At 40.3% G+C, this 20,005-nt stretch carries 17 protein-coding genes; 4 read left to right on the top strand and 13 right to left on the bottom strand.

Annotated features, from left to right (window positions below; translation table 11 throughout):
- Nucleotides 1-8: 8 nt before the first annotated feature.
- A complete protein-coding gene (locus tag FXF70_RS15685; protein WP_048002102.1) occupies nt 9-767 on the bottom strand; it encodes an anti-sigma factor in 759 nt (252 codons plus the stop codon).
- Entirely contained in the window at nt 764-1,330 is a 567-nt protein-coding gene (locus FXF70_RS15680) for an RNA polymerase sigma factor (protein ID WP_008341682.1), read from the bottom strand. The genes FXF70_RS15685 and FXF70_RS15680 overlap by 4 nt, the downstream gene beginning before the upstream one ends.
- Nucleotides 1,331-1,684: 354 nt before the next feature.
- On the opposite strand from FXF70_RS15680, the gene FXF70_RS15675 reads away from it, so the two are divergent.
- The gene (locus FXF70_RS15675; RefSeq protein ID WP_017358827.1) at nt 1,685-2,011 is read left to right on the top strand and encodes a YnfA family protein; all 327 of its coding nucleotides are present in this window, start codon (nt 1,685-1,687) and stop codon (nt 2,009-2,011) included.
- 55 nt (nt 2,012-2,066) lie between these two features.
- On the opposite strand, the gene FXF70_RS15670 is transcribed toward FXF70_RS15675, so the two are convergent.
- The 7 genes from FXF70_RS15670 to FXF70_RS15640 all read right to left on the bottom strand — a co-directional run bounded on the left by FXF70_RS15670 (nt 2,067) and on the right by FXF70_RS15640 (nt 9,494).
- On the bottom strand, nt 2,067-3,782 hold the full coding sequence (locus FXF70_RS15670; protein WP_148780664.1) for an ABC transporter ATP-binding protein: 1,716 nt from the start codon (nt 3,780-3,782) through the stop codon (nt 2,067-2,069).
- A 12-nt stretch (nt 3,783-3,794) separates the two neighbouring features.
- The gene (locus tag FXF70_RS15665; RefSeq protein ID WP_169476138.1) at nt 3,795-4,721 is read right to left on the bottom strand and encodes an ABC transporter substrate-binding protein; all 927 of its coding nucleotides are present in this window, start codon (nt 4,719-4,721) and stop codon (nt 3,795-3,797) included.
- Between the two features lie 111 nt (nt 4,722-4,832).
- On the bottom strand, nt 4,833-6,437 hold the full coding sequence (locus tag FXF70_RS15660; protein ID WP_148780662.1) for a helix-turn-helix domain-containing protein: 1,605 nt from the start codon (nt 6,435-6,437) through the stop codon (nt 4,833-4,835).
- A gap of 75 nt (nt 6,438-6,512) precedes the next feature.
- Entirely contained in the window at nt 6,513-7,553 is a 1,041-nt protein-coding gene (locus FXF70_RS15655) for an NAD(P)/FAD-dependent oxidoreductase (protein ID WP_024720272.1), read from the bottom strand.
- Between the two features lie 151 nt (nt 7,554-7,704).
- Nucleotides 7,705-8,334 (bottom strand): rhamnogalacturonan acetylesterase, encoded by a 630-nt coding sequence (locus FXF70_RS15650; RefSeq protein ID WP_039167979.1) that lies wholly within the window; start codon nt 8,332-8,334, stop codon nt 7,705-7,707.
- 150 nt (nt 8,335-8,484) lie between these two features.
- Nucleotides 8,485-8,949 carry a DUF6884 domain-containing protein gene (locus tag FXF70_RS15645; RefSeq protein ID WP_025206957.1) on the bottom strand — a complete coding sequence of 155 codons (465 nt, stop codon included), beginning with the start codon at nt 8,947-8,949 and terminating at the stop codon, nt 8,485-8,487.
- On the bottom strand, nt 8,946-9,494 hold the full coding sequence (locus FXF70_RS15640) for a VanZ family protein (protein ID WP_148780659.1): 549 nt from the start codon (nt 9,492-9,494) through the stop codon (nt 8,946-8,948). Before FXF70_RS15640 ends, FXF70_RS15645 begins: the two co-directional genes overlap by 4 nt.
- Before the next feature lie 174 nt (nt 9,495-9,668).
- Between FXF70_RS15640 and FXF70_RS15635 the strand changes: the two genes are divergently transcribed.
- From FXF70_RS15635 to FXF70_RS15625, 3 genes are all read left to right on the top strand, one after another.
- Nucleotides 9,669-10,247 carry a TetR/AcrR family transcriptional regulator gene (locus FXF70_RS15635; RefSeq protein ID WP_008341700.1) on the top strand — a complete coding sequence of 193 codons (579 nt, stop codon included), beginning with the start codon at nt 9,669-9,671 and terminating at the stop codon, nt 10,245-10,247.
- A gap of 80 nt (nt 10,248-10,327) precedes the next feature.
- Nucleotides 10,328-10,672, top strand: coding sequence for a DMT family transporter (locus FXF70_RS15630; RefSeq protein ID WP_003217798.1), 345 nt, complete (start codon nt 10,328-10,330; stop codon nt 10,670-10,672).
- Nucleotides 10,673-10,987 carry a DMT family transporter gene (locus FXF70_RS15625; RefSeq protein ID WP_017358818.1) on the top strand — a complete coding sequence of 105 codons (315 nt, stop codon included), beginning with the start codon at nt 10,673-10,675 and terminating at the stop codon, nt 10,985-10,987. It begins immediately after the preceding gene.
- Between the two features lie 40 nt (nt 10,988-11,027).
- Here the strand turns inward: FXF70_RS15625 and FXF70_RS15620 are convergent, their stop codons facing one another.
- The 4 genes from FXF70_RS15620 to FXF70_RS15600 form a co-directional block, all read right to left on the bottom strand.
- A complete protein-coding gene (locus FXF70_RS15620; protein WP_148780656.1) occupies nt 11,028-11,840 on the bottom strand; it encodes a leucine-rich repeat domain-containing protein in 813 nt (270 codons plus the stop codon).
- Nucleotides 11,841-12,223: 383 nt separating this feature from the next.
- Complete coding sequence (locus FXF70_RS15610) at nt 12,224-12,550, bottom strand: hypothetical protein (RefSeq protein ID WP_148780652.1); 327 nt, start codon at nt 12,548-12,550, stop codon at nt 12,224-12,226.
- Nucleotides 12,543-13,145 (bottom strand): class D sortase, encoded by a 603-nt coding sequence (locus FXF70_RS15605; RefSeq protein ID WP_008341713.1) that lies wholly within the window; start codon nt 13,143-13,145, stop codon nt 12,543-12,545. Before FXF70_RS15605 ends, FXF70_RS15610 begins: the two co-directional genes overlap by 8 nt.
- Before the next feature lie 21 nt (nt 13,146-13,166).
- On the bottom strand, nt 13,167-19,319 hold the full coding sequence (locus tag FXF70_RS15600) for a SpaA isopeptide-forming pilin-related protein (protein ID WP_262368855.1): 6,153 nt from the start codon (nt 19,317-19,319) through the stop codon (nt 13,167-13,169).
- Nucleotides 19,320-20,005: the final 686 nt, after the last annotated feature.

Below are 20,005 nucleotides of genomic sequence, written 5' to 3'. Positions count from 1 at the left end.
AATCAAGCTTAAAATGCAGCACTCAGTACGACAGGACCTTGCGGAAGCTTGTTATCCTTTTTTGGTTCAAGGGTGACAGCCACAGTATCCCATGATTCGTTTGCTTCTTTTTCAGATAACGCATAGGTGACGGTGCCCTCCCCTTTGCTATCTGTTTTAAAGGCACCGGCCGGAACAGGCTGATCTCCTTTAATGAGCCATACTTGATAAACAGCTGATGAATCAAGCTGATCTTTTAATCCGTCGGCACTCACGACAAGCTCTTTTTTGCCGTGATGCTCAATCACTGAAAAAGCACCCGTTGTTTTTGCTGATTCGGCAGATGCCAGTGATTTTGTCGCAACAACTTTGATAGATTCTTCTGCTTGATCTGTTCCATTTGTTAAGAAATACACGTTCCCAGCTGCAGAAATGAGAAGCAGTGCGGCAACGAGAGGCAAAAGCCATTGATTTTTTTTCTTCATTGGCGGTTTCATCTCATTTGCATCACGAACCATTTTGAGATCTTGAGGCGGGTTCGATGTTGCAGCGATTGTTGTCTCTCGTATCTCTTCTTCAAATACCCTGGATAAAATGCGGTCTTTCATCCCTGCGGGAGGCGTTTCGTCCTCTGCTAGAAACGGAATATCAGACATGAGCGATGTCAGTTCTTCAAGCTCTTCTTTGCAATCCGAGCAATGTTTGATGTGCTCTTCAAACTGCGCCTTTTCTTCTCCTTGTAAATGCCCGTTAAAGTAATCAATGACTTGATGTTTACACTGAGTCATGCCTCTTCCTCCTTTCCTCCGCGAGACAGTTTCGTTCGTAAATGCTTCAATGACAATCGAACTCTTCCCTTCACCGTTCCAATAGGAATGCCAAGTTTTTCCGCAATGCTCTTTTGTGTCATTCCTTTAAAATAGACATCTTCGATGATGGTTTGCTGTTCTTTCGACAATGTTGATACTGCTTCACGTATGATTTGTTTTTCTTCGTTCCATTCTACTTCTTTTGACACATCTTCTTGATGATCTGCCAAGTATTCAATATGCTCATCTTCAAGAGCTGTTTCATTTCGGTGTTTCCTTAATAGATCGATTGCCGTGTTTCGTGACATCATAAATAACCATGAGGAAAATTTCCCTTTATCTGTATTATATTCTCCTATGCCGCGCCAGAGCTTGATAAAGACTTCTTGAAGCACTTCCTCCGCCAGCTCACGGTTTCCAGTCATTTTATAAATAAACGAATATAACACACGTTCATAGCGATCGTACAATATTTCAAGCGAGGGCTTGTGTCGATCATGTTTGATCTTGTGATACAGCTCAAAATCCTTCAGTGTGTCCATGGTCATCTCCTTCCTTTTTCATGAGAAAGAGCATTATGCATTCATCATGAAATCTTCACGTATGGCTCATCACTCAAATTGCTGAGATAAGCCTCCTTTGTACTTTACTCTTTTTTCAAGGAGAAAAAAAGAGCGCTGAAAAAGGAAATGTGTTCCTCATGAGAATGTACTTACTAAACGGATGGATTGACCATTTGGATCACCCGCCTCAAGGAAAGTCAAGAATGCATGTGTTTCATTCACTGTTCAGTTGATTTTAGCAAACTCTCGTCAGGCTCTCAATTTACATCAGGTAGAACACATCCTTTCATCATGTCATAATAGAACGAAACAGGAGAACTGGAGTGTCCGTAAATGATTGTAACGATTGTTCTTTTTTTATTAGCTGGTCTGGCTGAAATAGGTGGCGGTTACCTTGTCTGGCTGTGGCTGCGTGAAGCAAAACCCGTCAGCTACGGAATCGCAGGTAGCCTCATCTTGGTCGCTTACGGCGTCATCCCTACATTCCAGCAGTTCCCGACCTTTGGGCGGGTTTATGCGGCCTATGGCGGTGTTTTTGTCGTTCTCGCTGTGTTTTGGGGCTGGTGGGTCGATCGCAAAACCCCTGATTTCTATGACTGGATGGGTGCTTTGATCTGTTTAGCTGGTGTCAGTGTGATGTTATTTGCCCCCCGCAGTTAAAGGTCGGATGATGATCACACGCTAAAAAGCCGGCAATATGCCGGCTTTTCCTCTTTTACATTCTAAACTGTGTTTCATACAAACGCCGGTACATGCCGTCCATTTCCAGCAGGTCTTCATGCCTGCCTTGCTCCTTGATACCCTCTTTTGTTAAAACCACAATCCGGTCAGCATGCTGGATGGTCGCTAGGCGATGCGCAATAATAAACGTGGTTCGTCCTTCAGATAGTTCTTCAAGTGAGCCCTGAATAAAGGATTCTGTCTCCGTATCCAGAGAAGATGTGGCTTCATCTAAAATAAAAATTGGCGGATTTTTAAGGAAAATACGTGCAATGGAGATACGCTGTTTTTGTCCGCCAGATAACATCATTCCGCGTTCACCGATGATCGTATCAAGCCCATTTGGCAAGCTATTTACAAGATCCTTCAGTTGGGCTTTCTCCACTGCCTGCCACACTTCTTCATCAGATGCATCGAGTTTTCCGTATAAAATGTTTTCTCGAATGGTCCCATGGAATAAATAAATATCTTGCTGGACGACACCAATTTGTCTCCGCAGCGAAGGCAGTGTCATCTTTCTTGTCTCTATGCCATCAATTGTAATGGTACCCTCCTGCCATTCGTAAAAACGTGGCAGCAAACTGCAAAGCGTCGATTTCCCAGCACCAGAGGGACCTACGACCGCAATGGTCTCTCCTTGTTTCACCTCAAGATTGATGTCATGAAGAACCGGTTTGTCTGATTCATATTGAAAAGACACGTGATCAAAAACGATATCCCCATTTAACTGATCAACTTCAATGGCATCATCCGCATCCTTTTCATCTGGCGATTGATCGATGAGTGATGCAAATCGTTTAAAGCTCGCTGCACCTTTTGGATACATTTCAATGACTGCATTGATTTGTTGAATGGGTCCTAAGAAGATGCCTGTTAATAGCACAAATGATACAAATTCCCCATACGTCATATTTTTTTGCAGCACAAACCATGCGCCGCATACAAGGCCAAACACTGTCACACTCTTAATAAGAAAATGACTGACAGCGGTATGCACAGCCATCATTTGATATGTGGTTAGCTTTGTCTTTCTAAATTGCTCGTTATGTTCAATAAATCGGTCCATTTCATGTGATTCATTTCCGAATGCTTTCACAACACGTATGCCACTAATATTGTTTTCCACACGTGAATGGAATTGACCAATACTCGAGAACATTTTATCAAAAGCAGCAGACATTTTTTTCGTAAAGTAGACGGATAATCCGATCAAGAATGGAACGACAATAAATGTGAGAACTGCCAGCTGCCAATTAATCGACAGCATCAAGCCAAAGGCACCCGTGAGTGTCATGATCGCGATAAATAAATCCTCCGGGCCATGATGCGCGATTTCTCCAATATCCATTAAATCATTTGTCATACGGGACACGAGTTTTCCCGTTTTCTTTTTGTCAAAGAAGCGAAAGGACATTCTTTGTACATGAGAAAATAGCTGATTCCTCATATCCGTTTCTATATTAATGCCTAATTTGTGCCCAAAATAGGTGACGACATAATGCATCGTAGAACTGATCACGTATAAAACGAGGAGCAGAATGCCCCAAAACCAAATGGCATTCCAATCACCATTTGGCAGTAAATCGTCCATCACTTTACTGATGGCAAGGGGAAAGGATAATTCGAGTAAGGCTGCCAGTACCGCACAGGAAAAATCTAATATAAACAGCCCCATATATGGTTTGTAGTATGAGAAGAAACGCTTTAACAATTGACAGACCTCCTACCGATCAGACATTTCTGTCAATATGTCAGCAAACTCTTCCGCTTGATTGGCTACTGCAATCGGATCGTAAGGCCAGAAGAACTCTGTATCCATTTGATAGGTCTGCTCTTTTTTGACAGATTCTAGACTCTTCCAAATAGAATTGTTTTTATCAAATGTTCCGCCGTTGCTTTCATCAATGAAAATGTAATCTCCTGCATATTCAGGAAGGGTTTCATACGAAATGACTTCATACCCTGTCTTACTTTTTAAAATTGTATCTCTGACCTGTTTTGGCGGGTTTACCTGTAATTGCTGATATAATGCCTGCCCGCCTCGATAAATTCCGTTACCATATACATAGACATCATTTTTAAAAGCACCCATGATCGAGACCGTTTCATTCTCTTTTAAAGCAGACTTCACTTTTTTCCTAGCAGCCTCAATTCGTTGATCGAAGGCGGTGAGGAATGCTTTTCCTTCCTCTTCTTTATTTAAAATTTTTGCCAGCGTCGTTAATTCTTCATGTGCATCTTTGAAAGAACCGTAAGGATACACGATGGTAGGGGCTATTTTTTTGTACACATCATAGACTTTTTCATCCTGTACCGCTGTGATAATCAGATCAGGCTTTAAGCTAAGTGCTTTTTCAGCTGAACGCTCGTCACTGATGTCCTCTATTCCTTTTATCTTGCCCTTTAAGTGTACGTTCTTTAAATCCTGCGTGGTCGATCCCACAGGCTGAACGTCAAGTGCAATCACACTCCCTAAATATCCATCTACAAGAATTCGTTTAGGTTCAGCTGGAATCTCTATCTTTCCTTTCACTGTTTCAACCGTTTTCGTTTCTTGCTTTGATTCTGCTGTTTTGGCTTGTTCTTTATTGCCACAAGCCGTCAATATCATTAGAAGAATGACAGCACATATCCAATACGTCTTTTTCATCTCCATATTCCTCCTTCATTTTCGCCACTACAAATGAGAATAGTTATCAATTACTAGTCTCATGTATTCTATCAACCTCACCCGTAGTGGTCTATGGAGGATTCTCGCAACTTACATATGGACAATTGTTGGATAGGCTGGCTGTGTCAATTGAGAGACAAACCGGTCCATCAAAAGAAGTGCACGCTCTCCTTCATCAAATCGAAACTCCTCCAGTTTTACTGGATAAAAGGTACCATTTTTCACAGCCGATAATTGACGAAGAACATCACTTTCTTCCATTCGCTTGTCCATTTGCTTATACCACCCATATTGGTCAGAGACAATAAAAAACATATGATCCGCCTCGTATTCTCCAAGTCTCTCTAAAGGAATGACTGTATGTTGATTAGGAAGAAGAACTTCTTCTAAAATGGCTTTTGGAGGTTTTAAGCCAAGCGTTTCGTAAAGATAGAAGGCCCCTCTTGCCTCATAGGACCACATATACACTTTGTCATGTCCTCTCATTTCATAGATCGCAACGGTCTCGCCTTTTTCTCTAAAGGAAGACAGGGTGTGTCTTGCCTTGTGACTAAGCTGTTCAAATCGTTTCACCCAATCGTTTGCCTCATTTTCTCTTCCTAAAAGGCGTCCTATAGACAGTACATCTTGTACAGCATGATGACCGGCGTATGGCAGAACAAGAACTGGTGCGATCCGCTCCAACCGCTTGATCAATGCAGGTTTTGAATAGTAATAGTTAGGGACGATGATGACATCTAATTGAAGTGATTTGAAGACGTCATCAGGCGTGTGTTCATTTATGACGAGCGAACCGGCCAGTTGTTCTTTGAGTATATCTGAATGGAGATCGGTTTCTTCGTCAATACAAACAGGCTCAATGCCTATTGCGACCAATGACCCGACAAATTGAAAAGCCGCAATCCGCTCTGGTCTTCGGTTCATTCTAAACTGACTGGGCGTTCTTCCTGTTTTTTGACGGAACTTCCTGCTGAAATATAAACTGTCTGCATACCCGACTTGCCGTGCTATGATTTGAATTTGATCGTCTGTTTGCAAAAGACGTTTTTTGGCTTCGTCTATTCGAATTTGTGCAATGTATTCTGTCACACTCATTCCCATACTTTGTTTGAAAAAGGTAGAAAAGTAACTCTCATGAAACCCCATCTTATGAGCTAAGTCTTTTCTTGTTAGTTTTTGATCATAATGCTCAGCCATATACTGCAAGATCATGTTAATCGAATAATGCACTTTTTCGTTGTATGGCTTGGATTGTTTGCGGAAAATGAACATGATTTCTTCCAGCCATTTCGCCTGTTCTTGTATGATTTGGCTCGCCTGTATTTGTTTGATGTAAGAAAAAAGGACGGCAGAGCCTTTCACCACTTCCCCGTTATCAGGGAGATGATCATGATTCACCTTATAGACCAATTCATTTTGTGCATCATGTGCCAGAGTGAATTGGTCAAATGTGACCGTATAGATCACTACTTGCTTGCTGGATAAAGATTCAACCATGACATCTATTCCTGAGCGGATCAACACACTGTCTTTGGCGTTTAGCTCATATCGAATTCCTTCCATGTCAAGTCTCACCGAACCGTCCGTAGTCAAGAACATCAGTGAAGATGTTTGCCATGAGTCCGTTTGTTTCACAGAAAGAGATCGTTTACTGCTTTCTTTCATGCGAAGAATTGTATGAGTATAGGCGGTCATTTTCTCTTTCTCCTTCCATATAAAAAAGTGCTAAAATAAACCATTTTAGCACTTCAATGTCTGACTGAATGGTGATTATCGCGCTCCAGCCGTTTGTAATTCTTTGTTTTTCTCTTTAAAGCGTTCATTATGTGAAGACACGTACGCTACTTTTTCTGCTTCTGGTTCGATGTATAACTTTGCGCTATTGAGTGCATTGACTCCATCAACGAACGTACCGGCAATTAAACGCACTTTACTTTTATGTGTGCATAAGTCGCCAACTGCATAGACGCCAGGTAAATTGGTTTCCATCTTTTCATTGACCTCGATGAGTCCCCACTCACCTTGCTTCAGTCCCCATTCTGATAGAACACTTAAATCACCTTTCATGCCATGGTTGACGATGACAGCATCGGTTTCGATTCGTTCGATGTCGCCTGTTTCTAAGTGCTGAATGGTGACGGCTTCAATTTTGTCACCTTGACCATGAAGCTCTGTGAGTTCATGCGGTGTGAGAATGCGAGCACTGGATGCTTTCATGTTGGCGACGTTTTTTTCATGTCCGCCAAACATATCACGACGATGCACAACGGTCACACTTTCAGCAATTGGAACGAGGGCATTGGCCCAATCAACAGCTGAGTCTCCTCCTCCAGAGATGACCACCCGCTTTCCTGCAAACGTCTTTAGCTCCTGCACGGTGTAATAAAGGTTTGTTACTTCATAACGGTCTGCATGCTCGATTTCAAGTTTTCGCTGAACTGGAATTCCGTGACCCATGGCTAAGATGAGGGTCTTTGTCAAATGACGATCGCCATTTTCAGCCGTCAGCAGGATATGACCATTCTCATCCCGCTCGAATTGCGTGATTTTTTGATTCAACGCAATCTCTGGTTCAAATGTTTTCGCCTGTGTTTCTAGCTGCTGAATCAGCTGTTCACCTCTTGTTGGCGGCAAACCGCCCACATCCCAAATGACTTTTTCAGGATATAGGAGGATTTTTCCGCCAAGGCTTTCGTTATACTCCAGTACCTTCGTCTTTAAATCCCGCATCCCACTATAAAAGGCGGTGTACATTCCTGCTGGACCGCCGCCAATAATGGTGACGTCAAACAATTCAAGCTGATCTGTCATTTGAGTCCCTCCGTTTTTTCATTGAATGATCTATTTATCATTGATATTGATTCTCATTATCATATGTATCTATTGTAGTCTACTCTAGCGAAGGGAATCAATAGCTTTCTATAAAAAGAACAGGACGAGCACTTTCTCGTCCTGTCATCCATCACACAATCGTTAATCCAAGGTCCTTTAATTCCAGCGAAACAAGCCTTGCAATCGCATCTGCTCCTTCTTTTGTAAAGTGCGTGCGATCCTCTATGCCTGTTGACAGCATAAAATAAGAAGTCGTTTTCTCTATGCCGGAAATTTGATAAAACTGAAGGCTTGCCGTATTTAAATCTACAAGAAGGACTTCTTCTTCATCAGCTAGTTCTTTCATCGCGGCACAGTAATCAGGGAAATCGTTGATATATTCTCCGTCTTTTTCATGAAAGCGGCCGACTGGCGTTAATAAAAGCGGTGTAGCTCCTTTCGCTCTTGCTCCGTGAATATATTGAGACAAATAGCTTTTATACGTTGTGAAAGGATCTGTATGCCGTTCGGGCTTCTCCGTTGAAGCATCATTGTGCCCCATTTGTGTAAACAGCCAGTCCCCAGGCTGAATGTCAGCCAATATTTTATCAAGCCGTCCTTCTTCAATGAATGTTTTTGAGCTTCTTCCACCGATTGCGCGGTTGTCGACGCTCACACCCTGCGCTGTGTAGCGATGTAAAAACTCTCCCCACCCTCCTTGAACAGGACGATCTGGATAAGATGAAACGGTTGAATCACCAGCTAAATAGATGGTTGTCATGTTCATACGCCCCCTTTTTCATATAGCCACTCTAATAAGCGATGCGGACATCCAAGTGGCTGCTGAAAAGATATGAAACAATCAGCATCGCTACTTCATTCATTCTCTTTTTAATGATCAAAACCCTGCTTACCGGTAGATGTGAATACGTTAAATATGCGGCGGAAGTTCTACTTTTGTCTCAACGGCTTGCTTTAACGCCTGAAGCATATAGCCAATTCCTTTATATGGAGCCAGCGGATAAATCGCTGTCTGATGAGGAAGTAATAACGGATCGATCACCTTTCGATATTTCTTTCCACCTAGTATCACTAATTCATCATATGCAGTGAGATGTTTTTCATGAAATTGCTGACTTAGTGCTTCTCTTGTTATCTGATCAGTATGCGGTGTACCAAAAGCCACATCATAATTTTCATGAATAATATCATCTGCCTTTAAGAATCCATGCTTCGCTGAAATGATTAGGTAGTCTGAAAAGAACGTTCGGGCATAGCTTTTCGTACGCTGATGCAGCGGACTTAAATAAACGAGGTTCGCCGGCTGGCTCCCTGCCTCTGGATGGACGTCCCATATTTTCTTCGCCCCACATGGAATGATACAAACTCGCTTCACTTGATTTTCTCCTTCCTTCGTTGATACATCCGATACAACATACAACCTAGCGCTGTGCCAAGTGTATTTAAGAGAATATCATCAATATCGCTGCTTCTTGTAATCATACCAGATTGCGAGAATATCCATTGAAGCACTTCAATTATTGTTGACAAGAAAAAGCCAGCAAGAATCACCTTTTGCCAGCGCAAGGTTCGGAATGCTTGATAAAGAAAAAAACCAAGTGGCACAAATAACAAAATGTTCCCTGCCAAATTTAAAAAAACAAGATTGGGATAGCCATGATGATAGGCATGGAGATTTTGATAAATGGACTGCAAAGGCATGAGGTTGACACTCACCTGATCCCTTGGTGCGGAAAAACGATTAGGAAAGACCGTCAAATATAATAAAACATTTGTATACATAAACAGACAGGCAAGAACGATTTCAGTTCGTAAATAGATAAATCGTTTTTGTTTTTTCGCCTGTCTGTATCTCATATGTAAATAGAGCGGGACGAGCAAGAGAAAATAAGTCATGGAAAACATCGCACTGAATGTCATACGGAGAGCTGCCCCTTTCTCACATCATGCTTGACCATATTTACAGCTTATTCAGGCCTGCCCGCATCTATTCATCACTTATTCTCCTATTCAATGACGAGAAACCCATATTGACAAATCGTCATTTTCTCGGTATACTGACTGACATTCAGTCATTTTAAGGTCGGTGATCCTGTGTCAAAACGAGAAAAAATTATGCTTGCTGCGATTGATGCCTTTAAAGAGAAGGGAATTGAAAAGACGACTATATCGGATATTGTGAAAACAGCAGGAGTAGCGCAAGGAACTTTTTATTTATATTTTCCTTCAAAGCTGTCTGTCATGCCTGCCATCGCTGAACATCTAATCGCACAGATGGTCCCTGCCATTGAAAAGGAACTCACTCAGCATGCGGATGTACTTGATCAAGCAGATGCGCTAGTTGAATTTATTTTCTCTTTTACAAGACAATACCGTGATGTTCTTGCCCTAACGTATTCAGGTTTAGCTGCCACCGAGCATTTAAAGGAATGGGAAGATATTTATGAACCGATTTACAAATGGGTCGCTTCTTTTTTAGAAAAGGCAAAACAGGACAAAAGAGTACGTGCGAACTTGAACTGTCAATATGCTGCGAAATTCATTATCGGTTTACTTGAATCATCAGCTGAGCAAATGTACTTATTTACAGAAACAGATACAGAAGAGGTTCTGATTCAAAAACGAGAGGTGAAGCAATTTCTCCTTTACGCACTTGGCATAGAGACACCTTAACTTAGTACAGCACTTGCTGTACGCTCTTTTTTGGCTCCAAAATGACGAATCGTCAGTTTTAAGTTTTAGGAGGAAATACGATGAAAAAAAGCTGGATGTATGTTGCACTCACATGTTTATTTGAATTACTTTGGGTGTTTGGTTTAAATAGAGCTGATGCTGTGTGGGAGTGGGCGATCATAATCTGCCTGATCCCGGTTGATTTTTATTTTTTAATGAAAGCCTGCGAGAAGCTGCCGACAGGGACTGTGTACGCCGTGTTTGCAGGAGTTGGAACGATTGGTACATCTTTGATGGATTATGCGCTATTCGGCGGTTCGTTTTCATTAGAAAAGCTTTTATTTATGGGTATTTTAATTCTCGGAATTATTGGACTGAAAGTGTCTGATGGAGATGCACATGAGCAGAAAGGAGAAGCGGTATAAATGGGCTGGTTTTTTGTACTGTTGGCCTCTGCCTGTGAAATTGGCGGAACCATTGGTCTCAATATGTTTAGTAAGAAAAAGCAACTCACGACAGGTATTATATTTGTCGGCGGATTTGCCTTATCCTTTTTGTTTTTGTACGCCTCGTTCTCTTCCGTTCAAGTCTCCGTTGCCTATACGGTTTGGATTGGACTTGGAACAGCGGGTTCTGTCTTGTTTAATATGATTCTATTTAAAGAGCCGAAAAACATGATTCGTATCCTCAGCTTGCTGCTGATTGTGATTGGCGTCGTTGGGCTGAAGTTATTTGCGTAATAGAAAAAGCAATGGAATAGATTATCCATTGCTTTTTCAGTTAATTTTTATACTTTTCTTGGTACGCTTTAAATTGTTTTTCGTATTTTTGCAACTTTTCCCCATCGACTTTTGAATTTAATTTCGGTTTCCGCTTTCCAATCACCATTACATCTTTATCTACAATAGGACTTGATAAAAAGATATATGGTGCAAAACGATCACACTTCGTATTTGGAAGGGTGACGGATAATCTAGCGTATTCTTCTGTCGGGAATTGGTTTGAAATATCAAGTTCCTTGAGTCCCTCTAATGCCGATATTGGCTCTAAAGACTCGTCCTTCACTTTTATATTTGATAAGCACAGATATTTTAAATGTTTGAGGTATCTTAAAGGCTGTAGCGTATTTAAATTTAATGTATTACAAATCCCACCTGACAATTGTAACCATTCTAAACCAGTGTTTTTTTGCAAAGGGGCTATGTCATTCAACTTTGAAAAATCTGTTAAGGATAAAGATTTTAAAAAAGTGTTTTTTGATAGATCCCATAAATTTTGTGCCTTTGTATTCCATTCAAGTGACAATACCTCAACATCTTGAAGAGAACTGATGATTGATAAATCTTCTACTCTCAGTTCACGCATATAGAGCATTTTGGGATTAACTAAGCTCAAGATCGTATTGAATTCCTTTTGGCCCACTTTGTAAATCCACAATTTCGTCAGGTTAGAAAAAGAGTTCAACCTTTCAATATTTTTTGTTTTTCCTGTGATTACTAACTCAGTGGCATTTTCATCTACATCGGCTAAATCATGAACAGCTTCTGGTCGTGCATCATGACGAAAAATATATTCAGGGTCTTCTTTTAACATTCTTTTACCTCCATACCTACTAATGACGGATATCTAAATGAATTTTATCAGAGTTTTTCCGAAGAAACAGGGAAAGGGATAAAATCGAGATGGTCTTCTTTGGTCCGTTTAACCACAATCCGCCGATGATTAAGTCTATTTTCAATCCATTTTATAAAATCTTTATCATCTAAAATATGGAGCAACAACATATCAACGACTTCGCTTTCACTATACTCCATATATTCTGCACAGGTCTTGACGATAGCTTGTACTCTTTCATATAAACAAATAAAAGAACTCCAATTCATATACGAATTAGAGTCCTCATTATATGACTAATACAATTTTCCCACCTTAAAACCGAACCCGTTCATTAAAGATCTTGCTTTTTTATTTCTCGTTTAATGTGGATCATGCTGCTCAAGCAAGAAATCCATTGCGTAAATCGATTCGCCTTTTTCATCCAATAAAAAGTACACAATCAAAGGCTCTCCAAAGGACCCTGTCTGCTGCGTGAACAAAACACATGTGAATTTTTCAATACCTATCGGAATCTTCCTTCTTAATAAAGGATGAAGAATAGGCGAAGTCCGAATTGTATCTATATCCACATCCCAACGTTCGTTTTTTAAAGTGGGATAATGTTCTACTAACAATTGGTGTAACATGTCGGTCGTGAGCGCTGCTTTTCCATCAAACTCATCATCTATTATGTTGGTGTTATACATCCGACGGCTGCTTATCCTTTGAAGCATTGATTCGTATTCCTTTTAAGACAAATCGTTTCTGGCCATCAAGAGTACAAGTGATCAATGTCAGTTCATTTTTCCCGCGATCCTTTAGTACATCAACATCCGTCGGTTCTATCGTAGCTGAGCTGACAATTTTGTATTCGTATGTTTCTGCTTGATGATGTAAGACGACTTTTTCCCCTTTAGGCACCTCTGGCAGCTGCCGGAAAAGCCGGTCGCCCCTATACCCTCTATGGCCTGCAATCGTGAAATTTCCTTCCCCTGGCATTTGATGAGATTTGATTTGAGTCAGTGCAATACTTAAATTTTCTTTTGATGTAACAGGTAGCACTTTTTCATTTAAATCAATTGACGGGATCTCAAGCTCCATCGTATCTCGCAGGTCTTCTTCTGACACAGTTAAATGTGGAATAGAAGAAAGGGCATCACTGTCATTTTCTTCAATCATTTTCAATGCCTCTTCCATGGCTGCTGCCTCTTGAGACGTTCGCCACTCATATAGAAAAGGAACGGAGATGAGCATTAGTCCTGCGACCACCAAAAAGCTGCCTAATAAGGTTCTTTTTTTCATCAATACACTCGTTCCTTCCTTTTACTGAATGGTCCTTCTTCTGACTACAAGAAGAACAGTTCCAGACACTACTAGTAAAATCCCTGCATACATCAAATAACGTAGCCATTCTTCCCCAGTCTTTGGCAATTCACCGTTTGAGTCATGAGGCGGATGTTGATCCCCTTGATCTGAAGCTGGAGGATTTGTGTGGTCCACTTCATTCTTCATTGGAGCATTTTTCACAATCAATGTCTTGATCTCCACTTCGCCCATTTGAATTGTAAAAGCGAGTGGTTTTTTTAACGCTACATAACCATTTGGAGCTTTCGTCTCTGTGAGTGTATATTCACCAGGTTTAAGCCCTTTGACAATGGCTTCTCCGTCTTTTCCTGTTGTCACAGATTTGATGATTTTCCCAGCTTTTGTACGAATGTCAAAGGCTGCACCTTTTAAGGTTCTATCAGTCTGCTGGTCTACCTTTATGATACGCAGACTTCCTAAAATCAAGTGATTCTTCGCTGTTAATTGAAGAGGCTTCTGCTGATTTTTCTCAATCGTAAACCGGATCGGCTGATCATCTAATTCATAGCCATGAGGCGCTTTCGTTTCAACGAATTGATATTCTCCCGGTTTTAGATCGTTGATGTGAAGCTTTCCTTTTTGATCCGTTACAAGTGATTTCTTCAGCGTTTTCCCGTCTTTACTCTGAAGAGCAAACTCTGCGTTTTCCAGCGTGTGTCCCTCATCATCTACTTTGGTCAGTTCCACTGCTCCCGGCGTCAGTTTGTTGATCATTTCTACTTTTGTGGGTTTGTCTTGACCTAAACGAATCGTAAATGAGACAGGTGTCTGATCCAATTCATAGCCGGCAATGCTTGCTGTTTCGACAAATTGGTAGGTTCCTGGCTTCAGTTGATCGACTGTCAGTTGACCGTTTTTGTCTGTCTTCAAATCTTTCTTCACACGCTGATCATGCGCATCAATCAGGTCAAAGGTCACGCCAGCGAGCAACTGACCATCCTCCCCTTTTTTCTGAAGCTTCACAGCACTTGTCGTGCGAATATTTTCTTTTGTCACTTTCACCAGTTGATTTGGGTTGAAATCAATCTGAAAGTCTACTGGTTCTGCATCAAGTTGATGTCCAAAAGGAGCCTTCGTTTCAACCAATTGGTAAGCACCTGGTTTCAAATCGTTGACAGTGATGATGCCTTTTTCGTTGGTTGTCAAACCTGACAGCAATTCTTTACCATTGTCATTGAAAAGTGTAAATTCTGCGCCTTTCAATCTTTCTTTTTCTTCCCCTATTTTTGTGAGTTCTACAGAACCTTTCTTGAGCTGATTGATCGCCTCCACTTGAATCAATTCTTTTTGACCTACTTCAACTTCAAAGACAAGTGGTTTCGCACTCAATTCATAGCCTTCAAGACTCTTTCTTTCAACAAATTGATAGGTTCCAGGTTTTAAACCTGTGAAGGTAATCTTTCCATCCTGATTGGTTGTAATCCCTTCTCCTCCTGCCACTATCTTTCCTTTGGCATCAGATAGATCAAAGACAACCCCTTCTAATGATTTCCCATCTTCACCTTTTTTGTGTAACAGCACTCCGCCAGTTGTGCGGCTATTTTCTTTTGTCACACTGACCAGCTTCTCAGGGTTAAATGGCATAGCAAAAGTGACAGGTGTTTCGTCAAGCTCATGACCGAATGGCGCCTTCGTTTCAACAAACTGATAGGTTCCAGGTTTCAGATCGTTGACGATGATCTTCCCGTTCTCATCTGTGACAAGACCTGTTTTTATCTCTTTTCCATTTGCATCTACTAGCTTGAATTCTGCTCCTTCAAGCACATCATTCTTTTCACCGAGCTTCGTGAGCTGGACAGCTCCAGTTTTGAGATCATTGATCACTTTGATCTCTGCCGGTTTTTTTTGTGCGATTTCGATGGTAAACGGATAAGGTTTATTTTTCTTTTGGTAACCATCAATACTCTCTGTCTCCACAAGCTGATATTTGCCCGGTTTGAGGTCATCGACCAACAGCTTTCCATCTTCATCTGTTGTCAAATCTTTACGCACGACTTTGTCATTTTGATCCAAGACTTCAAATCGAACACCTTGAAGCTTCTTGCCATCTTCCCCTTCTTTCATCACTTCTAATGCACTTGTTTCATAGAGGTTCTTTTGTGAAATGATGACTGGTTCTTTTGGATCGAGTGGTACTTCAAATGTGATGGGTGTTTCATCTAATACATAACCGTCTGGTGCGTTTGTTTCGATGAGCTGATACGTACCCGGTCTTAGTTCATTGATCGTGATCTTGCCATCTTTTCCTGTGACAAGCGCACCATTTAGCTCATGCCCATCTTGATCTAAGAGCTTGAACTGTGCACCTTCTAGTCTCTCTCCGCCTTCACCTATTTTGCTCAATTCTGCAGAGCCTTTGATGATGTCATTTACTGCGGTGACAACCGTTGTTTCTGTTTGATTTTCTTTAATGGTGAACGGCCATTTTTGCTGATTTAATTGATAGCCTTTCGGTGCGTTTGTTTCAACAAAATAATAGGAACCTGGCTCAAGATGTTTGAATAGGATTTCTCCTTTTTCATCCGTTTTCAAATGGGTTTGGACGGTATCTCCAGATTCATTTTTCAGTTCAAATTCTGCATTTTCTAATGCCGCACCCGTTTCTTTGTCTTTTTTCGTGAGCTTCACATGCTGGCGGATTTCTTGGTTTTGCACCGTCATGCTGTTTCCTATTTTCGTTTGATCTCCTGATTCGTAAGGCTGATCAATCGTGACATTGATCGGTTCCTTCGTTTTCAAATAACCATCAGGTGCTTTCTCTTCTGTCACGATATAGTCACCATACAGAAGACGATCAAATCGAAGAGCTCCTTCTTCATCTGTTGTCTTTGTTCCAATGACGATACCGCTCGCAGCATCAGTCAGAGAAAAGGTTGCTCCTTTTAGCGCTTTTCCACTACTCGCATCTACCTTATGAATGGTTAAAGCGCCAATCGCTCCTGTGCCATCTCCCATGCCAGCGGTACGTTTGACCACAATTGAGGCTTCGGATTCCTTTTTGATTTCTTTTACATTTTCACCTCTAAACGTTACTTCGTTTTGAAGTGTACTTCCCACCTTATCTAAAATGAGAGATTGGTATTCTAAAATATAGGGTCTCGTGATTTCTTCTTTAAATTTGATTTGAAAAGAATCTGGATCGAATTCAAGGTCTAGTTCATAATCCTTCCCTTTTTCCAGCTCATCCTTTTTAGTCACTTGCCCCTTTTCATCTATTGTTGTCGAGTACAGATGAAATGAGTTTTCTATTATGGCTTGGTTACTGCTCGGATGGTCGATAATCGTCGCATCTTGGACTGTTGATTGACCAAAGTTGATATTCAGTTTCCAATCAATGACTTTCCCTTGTTGATTTCCTGATTTGCTCGTGTATTTCCCTCCGTTTGGAATGGACACCACAGCATTCACGTCTGATTCTTTCGTCTTTCCATCATAAAGGGTCGCTTTATTTTTGTAGGTTTTCTGTACTAAATCCATTCCTTCAACACTTGTTTGATACGTGATTTTGTATGGGGAATCAATGGCATGTTTGAAAATGACTTCGAAACCTGATTCTCCCTTTTCATTTTCAAGGAATTTGATGTCATAATGTTCTTTTGCTAATACCTCTTTTTCTTCTGCTCCATTTTCTCCGCCTTGTAAATCAAGCGAGTAGACGATAATTGAATCTTTAAGCAAACGCTGATTTCCTTGAATGAAATCCTCGATTTTCGCCTCTTCTAGATGTTTCAAATTATAGTTCACACCAATATTCCATGTGATCTGTTTTTTCTTTGCATCATATGTTCCATTCTTGAACCCATTTGACTGCGTGTATGTGTCAGGCGTAAAGACAGATTGGTTTTCCTTCGTCAAATCCTTGCCATCTTCATTTACCCATTCAAGTTTTACATGGTTACGCAGGTTCTTTTGATCTTTATCTGCTCTTTTTTCATAATCAAAAGACGTTGTATATGTGATGGTATGTTCTGTCTTGATTTCTTTCGTAAATTGAATATCAAATCCATTTGCATGTTCAACGATTTGATAATCTGTGCCTTCTTCAAGCACTGTATTACCTGTCGTCACTTTTAAACTATCTTTTTGCAGCGTCAATCCTTCGTTTGTAAACGTATCTTTTAATATTACGTTGTTCATGGTTTGTTGATCTTTGTTGAAGATGATACGCCATGGAATGGTCTTGTTCTTGTAATCCGGTGTTCCGTGGTCTTTCGTTAGGATTTGCTGATCAATTCTTTGCTTCCCTTGTTCGCTCTCTTTGCCAGCTGTTACAGTATTGATAATGTCTTCAGCTTCGAAAATTCGCTCGGTTGCTTTTGTTTGATATGTGATCAGGTAAGCCGATTGGATATCTTGATTGAATTGCAAGGTAAACCCGTTTTGTTCATCCTTTTTTTGAGGTTGAACCACATAATCTTCAAACGCTTTTGTTCCTGATTCTTTGCCATTCTCATCAATTGTGACTTCTTTGACTTGAATTGAATCAGATATTAGCGACTGTGTACCGTTAAAGAAGTCTTCTATTAAAGCATCCTTTTGAGCCAGCTTTTTTTCGTTATAGTTATACCGAATTTCCCAAGTAATCGTTTGAGTGACTGGATCGTAGTGGGCGGCTTTTTTATTTAAAGGACTGCCTCTTGTCACATTCACTGTTCCTTCTGCTGAACTAATCTCTTTATCAGCAGAGACAAGGGACGCTTTATTACGAAACACAGACTGATCTTGATTCGTAATGTCCGTTTCATACATTAAACGGTAAGCGAGATGCACGTCATCTTTAAATTCGATCGTGAAATCTTGACCATCTGCTGTTTGGCCGATGGTGTAGTGATTTTCGTCAAGCAGCTGTCCAAGCGATGTTTCACCATTTAGCTTTGTATCTACACGATAAAGCTTGATTGAATCTTTTTTTAACGCTTGACCTTCTTGAATCGGATCTAACAGTTTCGCTTGTTTCACATCATCTAAGTCCATATTAAAATCGACTGTCCATTGAATGGTTTCAGCATTGTAAGATCGATTGGGTTCTCCCTTTTTAGAGACATTTGGACCATTTGGAATGTATTGAATCGGAATCGATATCGTATCTTTGCCTTCAATCGGGGTAATCACCACTTCTTTTTCTTCAGTGATCACTGTTTGTTTATCTAATTGTGTCCATACTTGAAGTGTTCCTTGGATATTTGAATATTGTTTAATAAAATCTGTGAACTCGATGGAGGCATTTCCGCTTTCATCTACAGAAAAATAACCGATGATCGATTGATTAAATTTCATCTCGAGACGATCGATTTTTTCGTAAATGACTAATTCCTCTGGAACCTTGAAATGGAATTCATCCCCGCCATTATAGTTATGACCATTCGGGATGGCCCACTTATAGTTAATGGAAATCAGTGAGTTGATATCAGGCCTTTCTACTGAATTTCCTTCTTGATCTTCAAATATCAATTGCGCATCAGTGAGAAGATTTTCTTGGATTGTCATTTGTTTCGACACACTTTGCAGTCCTACACGTTTAGAGACATTCACTTTGTTTTTTAGTAACTCATCTTCATCGTTTTGTGTCGTTTGCGCTGCTTTTTGATTGTTAGCAGCTTTGTCTTTCTCCGATGAGGTTGAATCATCTTTTAAAAGATTTTCTTCACGCTCGTTTTGCTTTGTTTTCTCTTTTTTCTCAGCTATACTGGTGACGTCAATATCTATAGATCCTTCTAAATTCGGATCAAGCTCAATATCCTCATTGAATGTGACCGTCACTTCATTTTGTTTCGAAACGGTATACTCACCAACAGGTATGTCATTGACAGTAATTCGTTCTTTCTGCTCCTTCTCTACCTGAATGACTGAAGGAAGAGAGAGAATATACGGATATTGCTTTTTGAGATCAATTCCTTTGATAGACCAATGCACAATGGCCTTTCTTACTTGCTGATCTTCTATGTTTGATAACTTGTTGCCTTCGCTATCAGCAAACTCAATATTTCCATAAATATTCTCTTGAATGTCTTTAGCTTGTGCCCCTGCTAAAGGCAAGATTCCTAATATACTAGACTGTATGACTAACACGGTCATCAGTGCCAGCGACAATATTCTTTTCAATACATCCACCCTTTTCTACAATTATTTTTCAACAACGATTAAAAAAGCATTTGTATACTGTCTGATCAATCACTCCGCTTCTGATCAAATTTTTCTAAAAATTGCACCTTAAGACCCTATGAATAAAATGAGTTGATCAATCATGAGTTTGAAAGGTCATCATGAGTAGTAGATATAGTAGCTGGATAGGGGTCTATAGCAATGGGGAATAGTGAGAGGGAACATGAAAAGAATAAATGTGAATTTTTCTATTTATACTGGAATGAACAACAAATGATTAGTACATGCATATATAAGCATGTATTCACATATAGAACGTTCATATAAAACAAGCATGACTCATATGGTATGTATGGTGAGATAGTTCAGCATCATATAGATCGCATTCCTTCTACTCCCTTCCATATGGTAATCAAAAAGCCGATGCTTTTTATTCTTACTTTTACCGTTTAAGCAGCAAAAAAATAAACAAAATATCTAAAATGATCCATTTTTATAGGATTCTTGGCATATTTATCACCTTTCAATAGAAAAATATGGAGAATCAGGGCATAACATTTGTTTTCGTCTAATTTTTTTCTCTTTTATCATGAAAAGTGAAGACAAAACGATTTAGCCTAAACATTACAATCATTTCATGCCTATTTTGAGAATCAAATGTTCTTTAAGTGAACTTCATAATATAGAGGCAAGCT

Source organism: Bacillus sp. Y3 (genome assembly GCF_008123875.1).
GTDB classification, from domain to species: domain Bacteria; phylum Bacillota; class Bacilli; order Bacillales; family Bacillaceae; genus Bacillus; species Bacillus altitudinis.
This window is presented reverse-complemented; position numbering and strand designations above follow the sequence as displayed.

Coding starts and splice junctions, on each gene's coding strand:
- FXF70_RS15685 (WP_048002102.1), bottom strand. CDS start 767: ATGACTCAGTGTAAACATCAAGTCATTGATTACTTTAACGGGCATTTA.
- FXF70_RS15680 (WP_008341682.1), bottom strand. CDS start 1,330: ATGGACACACTGAAGGATTTTGAGCTGTATCACAAGATCAAACATGAT.
- FXF70_RS15675 (WP_017358827.1), top strand. CDS start 1,685: ATGATTGTAACGATTGTTCTTTTTTTATTAGCTGGTCTGGCTGAAATA.
- FXF70_RS15665 (WP_169476138.1), bottom strand. CDS start 4,721: ATGAAAAAGACGTATTGGATATGTGCTGTCATTCTTCTAATGATATTG.
- FXF70_RS15660 (WP_148780662.1), bottom strand. CDS start 6,437: ATGACCGCCTATACTCATACAATTCTTCGCATGAAAGAAAGCAGTAAA.
- FXF70_RS15655 (WP_024720272.1), bottom strand. CDS start 7,553: ATGACAGATCAGCTTGAATTGTTTGACGTCACCATTATTGGCGGCGGT.
- FXF70_RS15650 (WP_039167979.1), bottom strand. CDS start 8,334: ATGACAACCATCTATTTAGCTGGTGATTCAACCGTTTCATCTTATCCA.
- FXF70_RS15640 (WP_148780659.1), bottom strand. CDS start 9,494: ATGACATTCAGTGCGATGTTTTCCATGACTTATTTTCTCTTGCTCGTC.
- FXF70_RS15630 (WP_003217798.1), top strand. CDS start 10,328: ATGAAAAAAAGCTGGATGTATGTTGCACTCACATGTTTATTTGAATTA.
- FXF70_RS15625 (WP_017358818.1), top strand. CDS start 10,673: ATGGGCTGGTTTTTTGTACTGTTGGCCTCTGCCTGTGAAATTGGCGGA.
- FXF70_RS15620 (WP_148780656.1), bottom strand. CDS start 11,840: ATGTTAAAAGAAGACCCTGAATATATTTTTCGTCATGATGCACGACCA.
- FXF70_RS15610 (WP_148780652.1), bottom strand. CDS start 12,550: ATGTATAACACCAACATAATAGATGATGAGTTTGATGGAAAAGCAGCG.
- FXF70_RS15605 (WP_008341713.1), bottom strand. CDS start 13,145: ATGAAAAAAAGAACCTTATTAGGCAGCTTTTTGGTGGTCGCAGGACTA.